At 63.2% G+C, this 18,382-nt stretch carries 13 protein-coding genes; 4 read left to right on the top strand and 9 right to left on the bottom strand.

Going from position 1 to position 18,382, the window contains the following annotated elements; genetic code table 11:
• Positions 1-70: 70 nt before the first annotated feature.
• Positions 71-868: an alpha/beta fold hydrolase gene (locus DFR34_RS10825; protein WP_110391175.1), complete on the top strand. Its 798-nt coding sequence runs from the start codon at positions 71-73 to the stop codon at positions 866-868.
• On the opposite strand, the gene DFR34_RS10830 is transcribed toward DFR34_RS10825, so the two are convergent.
• The gene (locus DFR34_RS10830; protein ID WP_245906871.1) at positions 845-1,840 is read right to left on the bottom strand and encodes a GlxA family transcriptional regulator; all 996 of its coding nucleotides are present in this window, start codon (positions 1,838-1,840) and stop codon (positions 845-847) included. The two genes, DFR34_RS10825 and DFR34_RS10830, sit on opposite strands and share 24 nt — an antisense overlap.
• A 70-nt stretch (positions 1,841-1,910) precedes the next feature.
• Between DFR34_RS10830 and DFR34_RS10835 the strand changes: the two genes are divergently transcribed.
• Positions 1,911-3,137, top strand: a complete 1,227-nt coding sequence (locus tag DFR34_RS10835) for an L-tyrosine/L-tryptophan isonitrile synthase family protein (RefSeq protein WP_158281797.1) — start codon at positions 1,911-1,913, stop codon at positions 3,135-3,137.
• A complete protein-coding gene (locus DFR34_RS10840) occupies positions 3,134-4,294 on the top strand; it encodes an MFS transporter (RefSeq protein ID WP_110391178.1) in 1,161 nt (386 codons plus the stop codon). Before DFR34_RS10835 ends, DFR34_RS10840 begins: the two co-directional genes overlap by 4 nt.
• A 296-nt stretch (positions 4,295-4,590) precedes the next feature.
• Here the strand turns inward: DFR34_RS10840 and DFR34_RS10845 are convergent, their stop codons facing one another.
• The 5 genes from DFR34_RS10845 to DFR34_RS10865 form a co-directional block, all read right to left on the bottom strand.
• On the bottom strand, positions 4,591-5,793 hold the full coding sequence (locus DFR34_RS10845; protein WP_110391179.1) for an acetyl-CoA C-acyltransferase: 1,203 nt from the start codon (positions 5,791-5,793) through the stop codon (positions 4,591-4,593).
• Between the two features lie 55 nt (positions 5,794-5,848).
• Positions 5,849-8,227, bottom strand: a complete 2,379-nt coding sequence (locus tag DFR34_RS10850; RefSeq protein ID WP_110391180.1) for a 3-hydroxyacyl-CoA dehydrogenase/enoyl-CoA hydratase family protein — start codon at positions 8,225-8,227, stop codon at positions 5,849-5,851.
• A gap of 361 nt (positions 8,228-8,588) precedes the next feature.
• Complete coding sequence (locus DFR34_RS10855; protein ID WP_110391181.1) at positions 8,589-10,064, bottom strand: OmpP1/FadL family transporter; 1,476 nt, start codon at positions 10,062-10,064, stop codon at positions 8,589-8,591.
• Positions 10,065-10,361: 297 nt separating this feature from the next.
• Positions 10,362-10,760: an acyl-CoA thioesterase gene (locus DFR34_RS10860; protein ID WP_110391182.1), complete on the bottom strand. Its 399-nt coding sequence runs from the start codon at positions 10,758-10,760 to the stop codon at positions 10,362-10,364.
• Between the two features lie 294 nt (positions 10,761-11,054).
• Positions 11,055-11,390 (bottom strand): 2Fe-2S iron-sulfur cluster-binding protein, encoded by a 336-nt coding sequence (locus tag DFR34_RS10865; protein WP_110391183.1) that lies wholly within the window; start codon positions 11,388-11,390, stop codon positions 11,055-11,057.
• A gap of 371 nt (positions 11,391-11,761) precedes the next feature.
• Here DFR34_RS10865 and DFR34_RS10870 point away from each other — a divergent pair, with 371 nt between their 5' ends.
• On the top strand, positions 11,762-12,082 hold the full coding sequence (locus DFR34_RS10870) for a beta/alpha barrel domain-containing protein (protein WP_146215125.1): 321 nt from the start codon (positions 11,762-11,764) through the stop codon (positions 12,080-12,082).
• A 146-nt stretch (positions 12,083-12,228) separates the two neighbouring features.
• Here the strand turns inward: DFR34_RS10870 and DFR34_RS16895 are convergent, their stop codons facing one another.
• The 3 genes from DFR34_RS16895 to sbcD all read right to left on the bottom strand — a co-directional run bounded on the left by DFR34_RS16895 (position 12,229) and on the right by sbcD (position 18,314).
• A complete protein-coding gene (locus tag DFR34_RS16895; RefSeq protein WP_146215126.1) occupies positions 12,229-13,296 on the bottom strand; it encodes a hypothetical protein in 1,068 nt (355 codons plus the stop codon).
• A gap of 339 nt (positions 13,297-13,635) precedes the next feature.
• Entirely contained in the window at positions 13,636-17,070 is a 3,435-nt protein-coding gene (locus DFR34_RS10875) for an AAA family ATPase (RefSeq protein WP_110391185.1), read from the bottom strand.
• Positions 17,070-18,314 (bottom strand): exonuclease subunit SbcD, encoded by a 1,245-nt coding sequence (sbcD, locus tag DFR34_RS10880; RefSeq protein ID WP_245906872.1) that lies wholly within the window; start codon positions 18,312-18,314, stop codon positions 17,070-17,072. The genes DFR34_RS10875 and sbcD overlap by 1 nt, the downstream gene beginning before the upstream one ends.
• Between the last annotated feature and the right edge of the window lie 68 nt (positions 18,315-18,382).

An 18,382-nucleotide genomic window follows, 5' to 3' on the forward strand; every position in this document is an offset into this window, starting at 1 on the left:
CGGCACGACAAGGCCGCGCAACAACACCAGCAGAGCTTGGTAAGCAGCTTTAAGCAAGGGAGAAAAGCGCATGGTGGAATTTGTCTTGCTGACACACGCCGGCCAGCCGGTCAGCATCGAATACCAATGGCTGAACCGCGAGCGTGAACACACGCCGCTCTTGGTGTTTCTGCACGAGGGTTTAGGCTCGGTCAGCATGTGGCGCGACTATCCGCAAACGCTGTGCGACGCCGCCGGCTGTCGTGGCCTGGTGTATTCGCGCCCCGGCTATGGCCGCTCGACCCCGCGTGCGCCCGAGGCGCGCTGGCAGCCGGATTATCTGCACATCCAGAGCTGGCAGGTGCTGCCGGCGCTATTGGATGCGCTGGGCATAGAGGCGCCGTGCTGGCTGTTTGGCCACAGCGACGGCGGTTCGATGGCCTTGCTGTTTGCCGCGCGCTTTGCTGAGCGCACCGCCGGCATCATCACCCTGGCGCCGCATATTTTTGTCGAAGAGATCACCGTGGCCGGCATCGCCGCCGCGCGCGAGGCCTATCTGGCCGGCGGCCTGCGCCAGGGCCTGGCTCGCCACCACGCCGACCCGGATTCGCCGTTCTGGGGCTGGAACCACGCCTGGCTGAATCCGGCGTTCCGGCAATGGAATCTGGAGGCCGACATTGTCGGCATCCGCTGCCCGGTGCTGGCCATTCAGGGCGAGGGCGACGAATACGCCAGCATGGCGCAGATCGACGGCATCCAGCGCATTGTGCCGCACACACAATTGCTCAAGCTGGCCGACTGCAGCCACAGCCCGCATCGTGACCAAGCCGCCGCCGTCACCGAGGCCACGCTGGCCTTATTGCGTTCAGTCGGCTTCGCGCAGTTGTAAGGCGCGTGGGGAGATGCCCAGCACGCGCACAAAGGCGCGGCGCATGCGTTCGGGGTCGGCAAAGCCGTAATCGCGCGCCACGGATTTGACCGACAACGCGCCGCTTTCCAGTGCGGCGCGCGCCGCTTCAATGCGCAGCCGCTCCAGCGCCCGCGCCGGCGTCATGCCCAATTCGGCGCGAAAGCAGCGGGCAAAGTGGCGCGGGCTCATGCGCGCCACCTCGGCCAGCGCCTCGACATTCAAGGCCAGATGCAAATGCTCGCGCATATGGCGCAGCACCCCGGCAAAGCGTCCCTGTGCCGGCGCCATGTCCAGCAAGGCAGAATACTGCGATTGTCCGCCCGGTCGCCGGTAATACACCACCAGCTGGCGCGCCACCTGCCGAGCCACCGCCTCACCCAGATCGTCAGCAATCAGCGCCAGCGACAAATCAATGCCGGCGGTGATGCCGGCCGATGTCCATAGCTTGTCGTCCTGAATATAAATCCGGTCGGCCTCCAGCTGCACAGCCGGAAAGCGCCGGGCAAAATCCGCCTCGCGTCGCCAGTGGGTGGTGGCGCGGCGGCCATCCAGCAAGCCGCTGGCCGCCAGCAAATACGCGCCAGAACACACGCTGGCCACCCGCCGCGCCGTCTGGGTGATCTCTTTCAGCCAGACCCGGATCGCCACACAGTCACAGGCGCGCTCCACGCCATCACCACCCGGCGCCAGCAAGGTATCCACGCGGGTGCTTGCCGCCAATGACTGGCTGTCCAGCGCCACCCCGCAGGAAGCCGTCACCTGTCCGCCAGTCTGACTGCACACTGTCCAGCGATAGCTGCCCGGCGCGATGCGATTGGCCATCTCGAACGCCGCCATCGGGCCAGACACATCCAGCAGTTGAAAGTCGGCAAACACAAAAAACAGCAGGTGACGGGTCATGGCAGAAAGAGGGGGATTAATGTCATTTACCCCGGCACTGTAGCGGCTCATTATGCCGATCGCAAGACGTGATGTGCGTTGTGATATGTCAACCGTGAACCGCTTTCAGGAGTCGAACCCCATGATGAACGCTGTGGATCTTGCCGCTGTCCTGCCCACCACCTTGACTGCCGCCAATACCCCGGTAGGCTTGAGTGGAGAAATCATCTCCCATTCCCATATTGGCCAGGAATTCGCCTGGCCGCCGGAAGATCCGCGCCAGGCCAGGCAAACGCAGCGCGAATACACTGCCCGGGATGCCGAACGGGTGGCCGCAGCCAGCCTGTCGCCCCATTTTGATCTGGCGGTGTTTCTGGAAAAAACCCGTCAACTGGATACGCCGGCGCGCATTCTTGAGCTGTTGAATCACAATGCCTTTCAGTTTAATTCGCGCAAGCGCTTTCGTGAGCATCCTCAGTGGCAGGCACGGGTGGCGGCCTGCTGTGCGCAGCAACAGCCGGTGGAAATCCTGATTCTGGCGTTTTGTGTGATCAGCAACCCGACCAAACGCCTCCAGCCCACTCAGGTGACCGCTGCCGAAGACGTGTCGCTGTTGCACATGTGGCGCATCGCCCAGCATATCCAGTCGTTTTATCCGCCCGGCGCGGTGTTTCATGTCATCAGCGACAGCACGTTTTACGCGCTGCCACTGGGTGTCACCTCGGTCGAAGCACAACACTACCTGCTGAGTCTGCGTGAACGCACCCAGACGCTGGGCATTGCCGGGCAGGTGCGCATCCACGACATTTCCGACAACCTGGCCCGACGCACCGCCTTGTTTCACCAGCGCTTCGAGCACTGGCGCAGTCAGTTTCTTGATCAGCCGCTGTCGGGCGAAATCAGCCACGAAGAATACCTGCGCTGGCGCGCCAGCATGCGCAACACACTGAACACCAAACGCATGAATCTTGAATACCGAGATATGGTTCGCCTGTTCGGCCCGGCTGCCCAACACGCCCCCACCATGCTGGACGAATACGCTGGCCTGGCGCTGGCCGAGTATCGTGCGCTCAAGGCAGCGGCGGCCGACACGCGCTGGGATGAGGAGGATTTTCCGCGCGCCATCCGCGCGACGATCCATGCCAAAAAAATCCCCGTGCTTGGTCTGCGTCTGTATCCGGAGTACAAGCTGGGCTCACGCTTGTTGCCTTATCACGGCATGGCCGTGCTCACGCCAGCGGATGAAGCCGGCCGCGAGCGCATGGAGATCCGCCATGAAATCACCATGATTGGCAATCCGGCTTACACCCGGGTGGTGGATACACAAGGGCTGACACAGTTTTATGAACCTGCCGGTGGCCAGGGATGACGACGCTGCCGCCCACCGTCTGGTTGCTGGCGCTCAGCCAGGCGCTGGCGATGACCGTGGTCAGCCTGACGCTGTCCGCCTCGGCCTGGGTGGGCAGCAAGCTGGCCGGGCCAGACTGGGCCACCTTGCCGCTGGCGGCGCAATACCTGGCCACCTTGCTGTTGCTGTCGCCCGTGGCCTGGGCAATGACGCGGCTGGGGCGGCGGCCAGTGTTGGCGGCGGGCGCGCTGCTGGGCATGCTGGGCCTGGCGCTGGCGGCGCTGGCGATTGCCCGGCAGCAGTTTGCCTGGTTTGTGGCCGCCAGTGGCTTGGTGGGGGCATTCAATGCCGTGGCGCAGTATTACCGCTTTGTCGCGGCGGACGTGGCGCCCCCCGGCCAACACGGGCGCGCGATTGCCGCCACGCTGACCGGCGGTGTGCTGGCGGCCTGGCTGGGCCCGGCGCTGGCCAGTCACACCCGTCTGCTGGGGCCACAACCTTTTACGGTCAGCTTTGTGTGGCTGGCGGTCCTGGCCGGGCTGGCGGCGCTGTGCGCTTTGGTCATGCGCATCCCCCCTGGCGCGCTGCCCGCCAGTGGCGCACGCCGGCCTTGGCGCACCCATGCGCGCAACCCACGGCTGTGGTTGGCGGTGCTGGCCGCCAGCAGTGGCTATGCGCTGATGAATCTGCTGATGACCGCCACGCCGCTGGCCATGCGCTGCGCGCAGTTTGATTTTGCCGCCGCCGCCACGGTGATTCAGTGGCATATCGTCGCCATGTTTGCCCCTTCTTTGCTCAGCGGCCGACTGGTGCAGCGCCTGGGGGCGCCAGGGGTGATGTTGGGCGGGGCGGTATTGATGCTGGCCAGCGTGGGGATCAGCCTGCGCGGTGAAACGTTTGGCCATTTTCAGTGGGCGCTGGCCTTGCTGGGCGTAGGCTGGAACGGGGTATATGTGGGGGCCAGCAGCCTGTTGACTGAATGCTGCTGGCCAGCTGAAAAAGCCTGGATACAGGCCGGCAACGACAGCATGGTGTTTCTGGGCGTCACCCTGATGACCGCCGCCGCCGCCCCGGCAGTCAACGCCTGGGGCTGGATGACATTAAACCAGCTGGCGTTGGCCCCGCTCTTGCTGCTGGCCGGGGCGTGTGGCTGGCTGTACTGGCGGCCGCCAGCCTGAACACAGGGTTATCTGCCTGACGTGATGGTGCAGCCTTGCAGATGGCTTGCGTTTGGCCAGGATCGCTGCACGGAGTGTTTAGAGTCGCTAACAAAACTCAGCGAAGCGCCCCTGGCTAGGCGTGTGACCGCAGACAGTACAACAAGCAAGGTTACACAACAACGCCAGGGGGTTTTGTTAGCGGCTCTTATCCGTGCCTTGTCGCCTTGCAACGATGCATTGCTGAAGCATCACAAAAACACAAGCCGGGGATCGCCCGGCTTGTGTTTTTACATCATCCTGCCTACGGATAGCGTTTACAGGATTTCCAGAATGCCGGCAGCGCCCATGCCGGTGCCGATGCACATGGTGACCATGCCATAGCCGGTCTGGCCACGGCGGCGCATGCCGTGCACCAGAGTGGCGGTGCGGATGGCGCCAGTGGCGCCCAGCGGGTGGCCCAGGGCGATGGCGCCGCCGTTGGGGTTGACCACGGCCGGGTCCAGCTCCAGGTCGCGCATCACCGCCAGCGCCTGGGCGGCAAAGGCTTCGTTCAGCTCAATCCATTTCAGGTCAGACTGGGCGATGCCGGCATTGGCCAGGGCAGCGGGGATGGCCACTTTCGGGCCGATGCCCATGATGGCCGGCGGCACGCCTTTGACGGCAAAGCTCACATAGCGGGCCAGCGGGGTGAGGTTGAACTGCTTGAGCACCTTTTCGCTGACCAGCACCACGGCGCCAGCGCCGTCGGACATTTGCGAGCTGTTGCCGGCGGTGACGCTGCCCTTGGCGTCGAACACGGTTTTCAGCTTGGCCAGGCCTTCCAGCGTGGTGTCCAGGCGTGGGCCTTCGTCGGTATCCAGCACTTTATTGCGCAGAATCACTTCGCCGGTGGCCAGGTTGGGCGTGCGGTAGGTGGCATCCAGCGGGGTGATTTCATTGGCAAAGGCGCCGGACTGGATGGCGGCGATGGCGCGGCGGTGGGATTCCACGGCAAAGGCGTCCTGGTCTTCGCGGCTGACTTTCCATTGCTGGGCGACTTTTTCTGCGGTCAGGCCCATGCCGTAGGCGATGGCGTAGTTTTCGTCTTTGGCAAAAATGGCCGGGTTCAGCGACACCTTGTTGCCCATCATCGGCACCATGGACATGGATTCCGAACCGGCGGCAATCACCACGTCGGCTTCGCCAGTGCGGATGCGGTCGGCGGCGATTTGCACGGCGTTGATGCCGGACGAGCAGTAGCGGTTGATGGTGAGGCCGCCGACGGTTTCCGGCAGGCCGGCCAGCAGGGCGCCGATGCGGGCCATGTTCAGGCCTTGCTCGGCTTCGGGGAAGGCGCAGCCCACCACCACATCGTTGATCAGGTTGACGTCCAGTTCCGGCACTTGCGCCAGCGCGCCCTTGAGCACGTGGGCCAGCATGTCATCCGGGCGGACGTGGCGCAGCATGCCGCGCGGGGCTTTGCCCACCGGAGTGCGGGTGGTGGCGACGATATAGGCTTCTTGAATCTGTTTGCTCATGAGGTCATTCTCCAGGCGCGCGCCGGCTGGGCGCGCGCCGCAAGGGTTCGGGCGATCAGTTGCGCAGCGGCTTGCCAGTGGTCAGCATATTGGCGATGCGCGCCTGGCTCAGCGGGTTTTTCAGCAGGCTCATGAAGGCCTTGCGCTCCAGATCCAGCAGCCATTGTTCGTCCACCAGCGTGCCGGCTTCCAGGTCGCCGCCGGTCATCACGTCGGCGATCAGGCTGGCGATGGTGAAGTCATGCTTGGTGATGAAATTGCCTTCCAGCATGTTCACCAGCTGGCCCTTGATCGAGGCGGCGCCGCTGCGGCCGGCCACCGGGAAGCCCTTGGCTTTCAGCGGCGGGCGATAGCCGGCTTCGGCCATGGCCAGCGCTTCTTGCTTGGCCACGTACAGCAGCTCGTGCACATTGAACACCACGGTGTCGGTCTTTTTCAGGTAGCCGATGGCCTGGCCTTCCAGCGCGCTGGTGCCCACCTTGGCGGTGGCGATGGCCATGAAATAGTCTTTCAGCGCGGCCAGCACGTCGCCACGGGATTCCTGCGCGGCGCGCAGGGCAAATTCCTTGCAGCCGCCGCCGCCCGGCAGCAGGCCCACGCCCACTTCCACCAGACCGATATAGGTTTCCAGCGCCGCCACCACCTTGTCGCAGTGCATCAGGAACTCGCAGCCGCCGCCAAAGGCGTAGCCTTGCGAGGCCGCCACCACCGGCACCAGGCTGTAGCGCAGGCGCATCGAGGTGTTCTGGAACTGACGCACGGTGTCGTCAATCGCCGCCCAGTTGCCGGTCATGAAGGCCGGCATCATCGATTGCAGGTCGGCGCCCACCGAGAACGGTTCTTCGGTTTGCCAGATCACCAGGGCTTTATATTGTGCTTCGGCCAGGTCGATGGCCTTGTTCAGCCCTTCGATCACTGCCGGGCCAATGGCGTGGGCCTTGGAGGTGAAGCTCACCACCAGCACGCCGTCGCCCGAGGTGAAGGCGCGCACGCCGCCTTCGGTTTCGAACACGGTTTCGCCCAGTTGCGGCGCGTCTTCGCCCAGCACGCGGGCCGGGGCCAGCTGGCGCTGGTAAACGTCCAGGGTGGAGCGGCCGGCCAGTGTGCCTTGGGCGGCGTTGTACGAGCCGTGGGCAAAGTGCACGCCGGCGCGGTCGGCTTCCAGCGCCCAGGCCGGCAGCGCGGCCTGGCTCAGGCTGTGGCCAGCGGCGATGTCTTCTTGCATCCAGCCGGCCACTTGCTGCCAGCCGGCGGCCTGCCAGGTTTCAAACGGGCCAACCGACCAGCCAAAGCCCCAGCGGATGGCCAGGTCGAGGTCGCGGGCGTTGTCGGCCACGTCAGCCAGGTGATAGGCGATGTAGTGGAACACATCGCGAAAGCACGCCCACAGGAACTGCGCCTGCGGGTGCTGGCTGTCGCGCAGCTTTTTGAATTTCACCGCCGGGTTGGGTTCTTTCAGGATAGCCTTGACCGCGTCGTCGCCTTTTTCGCCGGCATTGACGTATTCACCCTTGGCCGGGTCGAGCACCAGGGTTTGCTTGCCTTCTTTTTTGTAGATGCCGCACTTGGTTTTTTGCCCCAGTGCGCCTTTTTCAATCAGCGCGGCCAGCCAGGCCGGGGTTTTGAACAGGCCGTGCCACGGGTCGTTGGGCAGGGTGTCCTGCATGGTCTTGACCACGTGGGCGAAGGTGTCCAGGCCCACCACGTCGGCGGTGCGGAAGGTGGCGGATTTCGGGCGGCCCAGGCGCGGGCCGGTGAGGTCGTCTACCACGTCAAAGCGGATGCCGTATTTTTCGGCATTGGCGATGGTGGCCAGCATGGAGAACACGCCGATGCGGTTGGCGACAAAGTTCGGGGTGTCTTTGGCGCGCACCACGCCCTTGCCCAGGGTGGTGACCAGGAAGCGCTCCAGGTTGTCCAGCACGCCAGCGTCGCTGGTCAGGCAGGGGATGATTTCCACCAGGTGCATATAGCGCGGCGGGTTGAAAAAGTGCACGCCGCAAAAGCGCGGGCGCAGGCTGTCCGGGCAGGCCTGGGCCAGGGTGTTGATGCTCAGGCCCGAGGTGTTGGTGGCAAAAATGCTGTTTTCGCCCAGGTGCGGCGCCACCTTGTGGTATAGGTCGGCTTTCCAGTCCATGCGTTCGGCGATGGCTTCAATCACCAGGTCGCAGTCTTTGAGCAAGTGCAGGTGTTCTTCGTAGTTGGCCGGGGTGATGTAGTCGGCGCGGTCAGCGGCGGCCAGCGGGGCCGGCTTGAGCTTTTTCAGGTTGGCGATGGCTTTCAGCGCGATGCTGCTTTTGTCGCCTTCTTTGGCCGGCAGGTCGAACAACACGGTTTGCACCTTGGCGTTGACCAGGTGGGCGGCGATTTGCGCCCCCATCACACCGGCGCCGAGCACGGCCACCTTGCGTACGTTGAATTTCGCTTGAGACATGGTTACCTCAGTTTGGTCAGCACTTGCGAAACAGGCGGAGTCCCTGCGATTGCCGGTGTGCGCCCGGTTGGAATCCTGTATGCATCTCCGCCCACGGCCGGGTGGCCTGGCCACCCGATGGTTTGACGTCAGAGCGCCAAGTATAAATCAAACGTTTTAAACGGTTGTTTTTATTTTTTTCCCGACCGGCGCAAGCCAGGTCGGGAAGAAGCGCTGGCCATAAGCCGCGCCGTTCACAAAACCCAGCGAAGCGATCCTGGCTAGGCGTGTGACCGCAGACAGTACAAGCAGTACGGCAAGGTCACACCACAACGCCAGGAGGGTTTTGTGCACGGCGCATCAGGCCAGCGTTGACACTCTATCAGAACTGGTAATTGTATTGCACGCCCAGAATGTGCGCATGGCTCTTGTAATCCGCCTGGCCATTGGTGTAGCTGGACACGCAATTCACTGCGCCGGCAGTGCTGCCGCCGCAATAGCCATTGACCTGTGCCTTGGAGTTCTTGATGTAGATATAGCTGTAAGCGGCGTTGATCGAGCTGTTTTTGTTCAGATCATACTTGCCACCGAACGACAGCCAGATACGATCGTTGTCCGGCATGGTGGACAGGCGGTGCTGCTCGTCCGGCACCGGCGATTGGTCATAGGCCACGCCAAAACGCAGTTGCAGCGGAGCGCTGTATTGGTAGGTGGCGCCAACAGCCACTTTCCAGGTGTCTTTCCAGTCGGGCACCAGGGTGGTCTTGTCAGCGGTCTGGCCGGCAAAGTTGCTGGCGCTGTACGGCGCGGACTTGGGTTGGCTGTAGTTGATCGACAACGAATCAAAGCGCGAGTGGCGCGTCCAGGTCACATCGCCCATCACCGCCCACTTGCTGTCCAGCTGCTTGAAGCCATGCACCGACAGGGATTCCGGGGTTTTGATGTCCACGCGGGCGTCGCTGTCGATATAGCCGCGCGAGGCCGCGGCCTGGCCGGCCAGCGTGGCCGGGGTGGTCCAGTCAGCCGTGCCCTTCAGGCTGTGCTTGATGGCCGAGCGATAGGACAGGCCCACGCGGGTGGACGGGTCGATTTCCCACATCCAGCCCAGGTTAAAGCCAAAGCCCCAATCCTTGCCTTCCACTTCGGCATAGCCATCGGAGTTGCCATGGCCGCCACCCACACCTGGCAGCAGGCTGTTCAGCGCCGGGTTGGCGCTGCCGCCAAAGTTGGCATACTGACGCAGCGAGGCTTCAGCGTGCTGGGCAATCACCCCCACGGCCAGTGAGTGCTGGTCATTGAGCTTGAACGCCACGGTCGGGTTGATGTCGATGGTGGTCAGCGAGGTCTGGTTGACGTTGTAACGCAACACGGAATCGCGCTGGTATTCGGTTTCCGAGGCAAACGGCACATAAATGCCCACACCCACGGTCACCCGGTCATTCAGCTGGTGAGTCAGGTACATGTGCGGCACGGCCAGGAGGTCGTCGGTGAGCTTGCCGCTGGTGCTGCCAGAAATCGCCGCGGCGCGGTTCAGGCCGGCTGGCACGGTGGCGCCATTGGGCAGCGGCTGGGCAGCGTAGGGCTGGGTGGGGTAGCTGGCGCTGGCGTTGTTGTACTTGACGCTGGGGGCCACCAGATTCAGTGCGCCCGAGAAGTTGGTGCCCTGCAGACGAGTCATGCCAGCCGGGTTATAAAACAGGGTGGTGGCGTCGGTGGCTTCAGCAGCGCTGGCATTGGCCGTGGCTTGTGCACTGACCGACTGGGTGCCGAAGTGATAACCGGAGGCGTGGGCGGTCAGGCTGGCGCCGGCCAGCGCGCCCATCGTCATGATGGACAGGCTCAGGGTGTTGAGTTTCATGCGTTCTTCCTCTTATTTCCAGCGTGGACGGACGTTGGTGTTATGGCTTGAGGTCATGCCGTCGAGGGCATCCCTGCGTCGGATACTAGCAAAGATTTTTTATCGGCGAGAAGCCTGTTTCGTACATTTATTCCAAACACTCGTTTAACACGATGACTTGTTGTATTTACGCAACTTAGCACAATTTTTCATGTTGCGATGCAACAAGACCCAGGCTGCCGATCTGACGGCAAGGCTTGCCAGCACTGGATTTCAGGGTTTTTGGCTGCTGGCAAGGCACAGTGTTGACAAAAAACCTCAGCTAATCAACCGCGAACGTCCGTCGTCGTCCACCGCCACAAACGTCATAACCGCTTCGGTGATGCGCACACAGCCGCCATCCAGGCGCTCGGCAAACACCTCCACCTTGCTGGTGATGGATTTTTGCCCCAGGCGCAGCCGCTCGACGTAAAAGCTCACCACATCGCCAAGCAAGATGGGCATGGCAAACTGAAAGGCATTCACCGCCACGGTGGTCACCGGGCCCTTGGCCACCCGCTCGGCGTCCAGTGCGCCGGCCAGGTCCATTTTGGCCATCAGCCAGCCGGCATGCACCTTGCCGTGGGCATTGGTGCTGCGCGGCTCGGCGTTGACCCGCAGCATGGGCATGCGGTCTTTGGGCAATTCACAACGTTCGGCATTGGCGCGGTCAGGCATGGCGGGTCTCCCTGGCTCTCAGAATAGAGCGTGATTTCTGGCAAACGATGCCGTCAGCTTAGCATCGCTGGCGGCAAGCGCCAGCACCCATCACGGACAACGCTTTTGTCATCCGGCACAAGATGCCATATCTGTTTGTATTAATCTTTGATCTGGAATGAAAAAGCCCGACACCAGCGCTTGGCCTCGCGCACAACACTCAGCAAAGCGGCTCTGGCCAGGCGGATGACCGCAGACAGTAAAGGAGTACGGCAAAGTCATCCCACAACGCCAGAGGGGCTTGGTGAGCAACCCTTACCAGCGCACTTCCCAATCCTCTTCGCCCACAATCAGACTGCACGCCAGCCGCCAGCGCTCGGGGCTGTCGTCGATGGTGTCGCGCGCCTGGGTGGCGGCGTCGATCAAGCCGTGGCGCGCTTGCACATTGCGCTCTTTGCGCGGCCAGGGTGTGTCGCGTGGTTGCTGGGCGTGGGTGATGCGCACCTGGCACGCGCAGCAGGTGCCGTGGCCACAGCGCCAGTACAGCGGCACCTCGGCGCGGCGCACCACGTCGATCAGCGCCTCACCTGGGGTGGCGTCCAGGATTTTCGGCTCGGGCAGCGCGGGGTGAATGAAGGTGATGCGGGGCATGGTAGGGATCAGCGGGCAAAAGGGCCGGTGTTGGCAGAGGGAATTTTAGACCGCCCCATGCGCCACGCACAGAGATACTGCGCGGGGTATGGTTTATGGTGAATCTTCCGGCAGACCATGAGCAAATCACGCCGTAGCCCTGCGTCTACGCCCCCCATGTTCAGAATATTTCCGAAGGAAACGCAGACGGTGTGCGGCATTGGCTGGAAAAAGGTGAGCCCCTGAGCGCCCACTCAACACCCCATTGATACGAGTGTCGTGGTCTAATTTTTCTTGTTCGCCCGCGCTTATCAATGATGCGGCCCATCTCAGCCAACCGGGCAGCCCTCCAAGGGTCAATCTGCCGTACGCTGAACATCAGTCGCTCGGGCTTGCATCACACTTTCCAGCACCGTGACCACCCGGTGTGCAAGCTGCGCACCGAAACCCTGTTCCTAGCGGCAGCCTGGAAGACGTGGCCGACTGCGCCCCCCCTTGTGCAGACCGCCGGCCCCGCCGCACAACTGACCCTGGCGCAACTGCGCGCCCTGGGCGTGCGCCGCATCAGCACCGACAGCGCCCTCGCCCGCGCCGCCTTCACCGCCCTCCACCACGCCGCCAACGATATGCTGAACAAGGGAAGCTTTGCTTATGCGGGGGTGGCGCTGTCGGGGGAGGTGTTGGATGGGGTGATGGGGGAGGCGGTGGAATGAGGTGTTCTCCACCTGAGGCGGTGGAGAGGAGGTCGTGATACGGGTAGATGCTCAAGATATGGTTTTTATTTGCCTTGGGTTTTTGAGGCTACCTTTGCTTTCAGGGGGTATGTTTAAGTGATTTTTTCATAAAAAGGATTTTTTCTTTAGTCGTCTGCACTATATCCAATATAGCCCTCGCAGTGTTCACAACCGTTTGTGTAAGTATGCTCAGTGTCACCAGTCATGGGTTCGTTACACCACTGACATGAATCAACATAGCCAAAGTACGAAAGGCAGTTCGTGCAAAGATAGCCGCCTTGATATTCACAAACCGTGTGGTAACCCTGACATTCATCACAATTGGCTGGCGTGTTTGAATCAAGATGATTTTTTGTGCCACGTGTTCTGTTCTGGTCCAAAAAATCAAATAAATCACTCTGAGCGACAATTTGACATTCACATTTATCGCACGAGAACCCATCGTAAGCCACTACATACTGCTCTGGATTTCCACACGCAGGGCAGTTTATCTGCACCTGTTTCTCACTGTAAAAGCAGACCATGCAATCATAATGCATTAAGTGTGGGGCTTCTTGCTCAACCAAACAGGCATTGGTCTTACATTTTGGGCAGTTTTCAAACGTTTTCCCCCTTATCTTCAAGCCCTCAATTTTTGGCTTCAAATTATTGTATTTAACTTGAGCGTATTGATTGCTCTCGATGAGGTTTCTCTCCATTCGGTGAAATTCAATTAAAAATGGCGCAAACTGTTCACGCCAAGTTTCGGTCACAAACCTATTCAGTTCAAACCATGCTTGTGCTTGTTCTAGTTTGATTGCGTCGAGCTGCTGCCCATCAATCCCTTTGTGATAAAAATGCACTATGCGATTTCGGTGTTTACGGATTTTATCAAATGCTTCCTTCGCACTGCTTCTCAAAGGCTTATTTAATGTGGCACCTAATCGTGCACAAGACTCCTCAAATGAAACAGAAAGAAAATCCCCTTCTTCATATTTTTTGCGACTCAGTTCTTTGCCAATAACTACGAGCGTCCAATGCTCGCAAACAAGTGGCGCTTTGAGGAATATCTCGACTGCTGTATAAAAATTGATAACCGAATATTTGGGGTCGCTATTAAGCTGCAATATTGCCTTTTCAAGAAAATCAATGCCATTGCGGACTAAATTCTCAAAATCGGGTAAAGGGGCTTTTGCTGTGGCTGGTTTTGACATTTTTTGGCTTTCCTTTATTTTTGTCGTAGCATAATAAACAATCCAAAAGACTACTTGCTCTGAAGAAATGACTGCAAATATCTGCTTTTAGTGATGCTAATTTAAGGGCCGTCAACAAAACTTTCCTGGCGTTGTTGTATAAGGCTTGTCGTACTGCTTGTGCTGCCTACAGTCACACACCCAGCCAAGATCACTGCACGGAGCTTTATCTAGAGGCATTTAACTGGTGCTTAGCGGGCAGCTTTCCCTTATTTTGTTAAGCTAATTTTTAGAGAGACAAGCGACCACAAATGCAATTTCAATAGAAAGGTGGTTTTCACGCCTAAATGTTAAGTCTTTTCACCCCACGCCCCCCACCTCCACCCGCGACACCCCCTGTCCTGCCTGCGGTTTCAGCCGGATTTGCGTGGCAATCCGTTCTTTCAGGCTTTCCACATGGCTGATGACGCCGATCATTTTGCCGCTGGCGTTCAGGGCGTCCAGGGCGTCGATGGCGATGTCCAGGGTGTCGCCGTCCAGCGTGCCAAAGCCTTCGTCGAGAAACAGCGAGTCGATCGAGGTTTTGTGGCTGACCAGATCGGAGAGCGCCAGGGCCAGGGCGAGGCTGACTAAAAAGCTTTCGCCGCCGGAGAGGGTGCGGGTGTCGCGGGTGGCGTCGGCTTGCCAGTGGTCGAGGATGTCCAGTTCCAGTTCGCCGCCGGTTTTTCTTTGCAGGCGGTAGCGGCCGTGCAGGCGGGCCAGGCGGCGGTTGGCCAGGTGGATGAGGTGGTCGAGGGTGAGGCCTTGGGCAAAGCGGCGGAATTTGTCGCCCCTGGCTGAGCCGATCAGGCTGTCCAGCCGGGCCCAGAGTTCGTGGTCGGCGCTGAGGGCGTCGATGTCGGCCAGCAGTTGGCGGTGCAGTTGCCGGCGTTGGGCGTCGTCGTCCAGTTGTTGTTGGCGGGCGCCGTGTTCGGCGGCCAGTTGCTGGCGCTGGGCGTCTTGGGCGGCGGCGTGTTCGGCCAGGTGTTCGCGGCTGGCGTCGCTGAGCGCCTGGCTGCGCAGCTGGGCCAGGCGTTCGTCGGCGGCGGCGCAAAGGGCGTGGGCGCGGTGGTGCTTGGCGTCCAGGTCTTGTTGGCGCTGGCGCAGTTCGGCGCGTTCGGCTTCGGGCAGGCGCGCGGCCAAAAAGCGGGCTTCGTCGGCAAATGGGCTGGCGGCCAGTTGCGCTTGCCAGTGGGCCTGGCTGTGCGCCAGCTGTTGGCGCTGTTGGTCGAGTTGGTGTTGCAGTTCGCGGCAGCGGCCGTCCAGTTGGGCGAGTTCGGCGCTGAGGGCGTCGATGTGGGCGCTGAGCGGGGTGAGCGGGTCGTCGTCGTGCAGGGCGGGCAGGCTGTCGTCGTCGGGGGCGGGCAGCGCCAGGATCAGCCAGCGCGCTTGCCAGTGCTGGGCTTGTTGTTCGGCGCGGTCGCGCTGTTCTTGCTGGCGGGCCAGTTGTTGCGCCAGTTGCTGGGCGTGGTCGTGTTGTTTTTGCCAGGCGCACCAGTCGTCCTGGCGGGCGTCCAGCCAGGCGCCGGCGTCGGCGTGCAGTTCCAGACTATGGCCGGCCTGGCTGATGGCGTCGCGCCATTGGCTGTCGCGTTCGGCGCGCTGGCTGGCGTGGCGGGCGCGTTGTTCGCGGCGGGCGCTGTGCGCGGCCTGGGTGTCGGCGCAGGCGCGTTCGCTGGCGTGCAGGGCCTGCTGGGCGACGTCGTGACTGTGGCGCGCGGCTTGGGCGGCGTCGTGGGCGGCGCGGCTGGCGTGTTCGGCGGCGTCCAGCGCGTCCAGTTGTGCGCGGCTGGCGGCCAGTTCGGCGTCGGCGGCGGCTTGGCCGGCGGCCAGGGCGGCAGGGTCGCGCCAATCGGGCGGCGCGCTGGGGCGCAGCGCCTGGGCGGCGGGCGCCCAGTGTTGTTCGCCGGCCTGTTGCGCGGCCTGTTGTTGTTGCAGGTCGGCGGCGCATTGCGCGGCCTGGCCTTCGCTGCGGCTGAGTTGGGCCAGCAGGGCGTGTTGTTGGCCTTGGTGCTCGCGCAGTTGCGCTTCGGCCTGGGCCAGCGCGGCCTGGCTGGCGTCCACGTCCAGCGCCTGATAGGCGGCGATGGCCGGGTGCTCCAGCGCGCCGCACAGCGGACAGGCTTCGCCGGGGCGCAGGGCGGCGCGGTGGGCGTCCAGGCTGCGGATGCGTTGTTCTTGCGCCAGCAGCTGGCGTTTGTCGGCAACCCGGCTTTCCAGTTCGGCGTGGCGTTGCTGGCTGTGTTGGTGTTGTTCGCGCAGGCGCGCCAGTTCGGTGTGCTGTTGGCTGAGGCGGTGTTGTTGCGCGTCCAGTTCGGCGGCGCGCGCGCGCAGGGCGGCGGCGTCTTGCGTGAGTTGCCGCCAGGCGTGGGCCTGGTGTTGTGCGCGGTCGTGGCGCGGGCGCGGCGCGGGTTCGGCGTGCAGCAGGGCGTCGTGGGCGGCCTGGCAGGCGCGGGCGTGGGCGTCGGCGGCGCGCCAGGCGGCGCTGTGTTGCTCGGCGTGCTGGTGGGCGGCGGTGTGTTGTGTTTGCCGGGTGTTCAGCTCGGCGGCCAGGCGGGCCAGTTCGGCGTCGTCCTCGGCCAGTTGCGCGTCCAGCCTTTGCAGCTCGGCCCAGCCGGCGCGCCAGTGCGGCAGGTGTTGGCCCAGTTCGGCGCGTTGCCGGTGGCTGGCCAGCCAGGCGTTGGCGTCGGCCAGTTGCGCGTCCAGCTCGGCCTGGCGGGCGGCGGCGCGTTCGGTCAGCGCGCGGGCGTAGTGGGCGGCTTGCCAGTGGCTGCGGGCGTGGTGAGTGGCCAGATTGCGCCGTTCGGCCTCCAGCTGGCTCAGCGCGGCGGCGGCGGCGTCGTGGCGGGCGATGGCCTGGCGCCAGTCGTGATGGGCGGGGGCGATGGCGGCGGCGGGTTCGCTGGCGGCCAGCCGCGCCAGGTCGGGGGCGGCGTGTTCGCGCTCGGCCTGGCAGCGCGCCAGCGCAGCGTGCTGGCTGTGTTGTTCGGTTTCGGCGGCGTCTAGCGCGCGCCGCCAGTTCAGGCAGGCTTGGGTGTGCGCCAGTTGTTCGGTCAGCGCGTCCAGCGCCTGGCGGCGGGCGGCGCAGTCGGCCAGCAGCTCGGCGCGCGCCTCGGCGCTTAACAGCTGCACGCCGTCGGCGCGCGCGTGTTGTTCGGCCAGCGCCTGCCGGGCGACGCGGGCGTGTTCAAACACCCGTTGTGAGATCAGGCCATACACTTCGCTGCCGGTGAGCTGCTCCAGCAGTTCGGCGCGCTCGTTGGCGCTGGCGTGTAAAAAGGCGGCAAAACCGCCCTGCGCCAGCAGAATGGACTTGGTGAAGCGGGCAAAGTCCAGGCCGGTCAGCGCCTCGACCTGGCGCAGTTTGTCATTAACCTGGCTGGCGAGGATTTCGCCATCGGCGCGGGCCAGCTCCACTTTGGGCGCTTGCAGCGCGCCGCTGGCTTTGTCGCGGGCGCGGCGCTGGCTCCAGAACGCCCGATAGCCGACGCCGCGCACTTCAAACTCCACTTCGGCCAGACAGTCGGCGGTGTGGCGGGTCATCAGCTCGTTGCCGCCGGCCGACACCGCCTCCAGCCGGGGGGTGCGGTGGTAGAGCGCCAGGCAGATGGCGTCCAGCAGGGTGGATTTGCCGGCGCCGGTGGGGCCGGTGATGGCAAACAGGCCATTGCCGGCAAACGGCGGCAGCCGAAAATCAATGCAAAATTCGCCCTTGAGCGAGTTCAGGTTTTTCAGGCGCAGCGAGAGGATTTTCATCAGGCGGTCTCGGCAAGTTCAGCCAGCACTTGGCGGTAGCGGCTGAGCAAGCCGTCGTGTTGTTCCGGGGTGAGGGTTTCTTGCGCCAGCCGGCGCTCGAACACCTCCAGCGGGCTGAGGGCGTCCAGGGTGTCGCCGGGGTCGGCGCTCAGGCTGGCCACGGCGTCGCCGCGTTCGCGGCGCACGCGCAAAATCTCCACCGGCAGGCCGTCAGCCAGCGCCGCCACCCGCGCGGCCAGGTCGCTGAGGTAATCATCGCCGCGCACGCGCACTTCCAGCCACACCGGCCGCTCGGCGCTGCCCTGCGCCGCCACGGCGGCCAATTGCGCCGGCAGGCTGACCAGGTCGCCGCTGAGCGAAGCCAGCGCTTGCGCGCAAGGCACGGGCAGCGCGCTGACTTCACTGAGCTGACCCTCGGCAAAGTCCAGCAGCCACATTTGTTTGCCGGTGTCGGCTTCGTCAAAACTCAGCGCCAGCGGCGAGCCGCTGTAGCGGATGTGATTCAGCCCGCCCACGCACTGCGGGCGGTGAATATGCCCCAGCGCCAGATAATCCACCGGCGGAAACGCCTGGGTGGGAAAAGCCTCCAGCGCGCCCACATAAATCTCGCGCACCGATTCGCTGGCGCTGGCCCCCACCGTGGTCAGGTGGCCGGTGGCGATAATCGGCAGCGCCAGGCCCAGCGCGGCGCGGCGGCCCAGCGCGCGTTGATACAGGGCGTGATAGTGCTGGGTGATGGCGGCTTGCAGCGCGCCTTGCTTGTCGTCGGCGTCTTGCCCGGCCTGGCTGCGCAGCACATCGCGCGGGCGGATAAACGGCGCGGCGCACACCAGCGCGCCGGGCTGGCCGTCGCGGCGCGGCAGCAGCACCACTTGCTCATCCAGCGGCAAATCGGCGGACGGAATCACCGTGGCGCGCAGCGCGCCCAGCAGCGGGCGGATTTCGCCCAGCGTGGCGGCGGAATCATGGTTGCCGCCCACCACCAGCAAGCTGGCCCCGGCGGCGGCCACCCCGGCCAGCAGCTGGTGATACAGCTCGCGCGCATAGCTGGGCGGCGCGCCAGTGTCGAACACATCGCCGGCCAGCAACACCGCGTCGATGTTCAGCGCGGAAACCTGTTCCAACAGCCAGGCAATCAGCGCCCGGTGCTCGGCCTGGCGGGTTTTGCCGATAAAGTGCTGGCCCAGATGCCAGTCGGAGGTGTGCAGGATGCGCATGGGCGAAGAATGTCCGGGTGTTGGCATGACAGGATTCTAGACGGCTGCCGCCGGCAGGCAAAGCCCGAGATGGGCTGTTTCAGCCTGCGCGGCTT

This window comes from Rivihabitans pingtungensis (genome assembly GCF_003201855.1).
GTDB classification, from domain to species: domain Bacteria; phylum Pseudomonadota; class Gammaproteobacteria; order Burkholderiales; family Aquaspirillaceae; genus Rivihabitans; species Rivihabitans pingtungensis.

Bases quoted from the DNA above. Each gene is read 5' to 3' on its own strand.
- DFR34_RS10825 (WP_110391175.1), top strand. From the start codon at position 71: ATGGTGGAATTTGTCTTGCTGACACACGCCGGCCAGCCGGTCAGCATC.
- DFR34_RS10830 (WP_245906871.1), bottom strand. From the start codon at position 1,840: ATGAGCCGCTACAGTGCCGGGGTAAATGACATTAATCCCCCTCTTTCT.
- DFR34_RS10835 (WP_158281797.1), top strand. From the start codon at position 1,911: ATGATGAACGCTGTGGATCTTGCCGCTGTCCTGCCCACCACCTTGACT.
- DFR34_RS10840 (WP_110391178.1), top strand. From the start codon at position 3,134: ATGACGACGCTGCCGCCCACCGTCTGGTTGCTGGCGCTCAGCCAGGCG.
- DFR34_RS10845 (WP_110391179.1), bottom strand. From the start codon at position 5,793: ATGAGCAAACAGATTCAAGAAGCCTATATCGTCGCCACCACCCGCACT.
- DFR34_RS10850 (WP_110391180.1), bottom strand. From the start codon at position 8,227: ATGTCTCAAGCGAAATTCAACGTACGCAAGGTGGCCGTGCTCGGCGCC.
- DFR34_RS10855 (WP_110391181.1), bottom strand. From the start codon at position 10,064: ATGAAACTCAACACCCTGAGCCTGTCCATCATGACGATGGGCGCGCTG.
- DFR34_RS10860 (WP_110391182.1), bottom strand. From the start codon at position 10,760: ATGCCTGACCGCGCCAATGCCGAACGTTGTGAATTGCCCAAAGACCGC.
- DFR34_RS10865 (WP_110391183.1), bottom strand. From the start codon at position 11,390: ATGCCCCGCATCACCTTCATTCACCCCGCGCTGCCCGAGCCGAAAATC.
- DFR34_RS16895 (WP_146215126.1), bottom strand. From the start codon at position 13,296: ATGTCAAAACCAGCCACAGCAAAAGCCCCTTTACCCGATTTTGAGAAT.
- DFR34_RS10875 (WP_110391185.1), bottom strand. From the start codon at position 17,070: ATGAAAATCCTCTCGCTGCGCCTGAAAAACCTGAACTCGCTCAAGGGC.
- sbcD (WP_245906872.1), bottom strand. From the start codon at position 18,314: ATGCCAACACCCGGACATTCTTCGCCCATGCGCATCCTGCACACCTCC.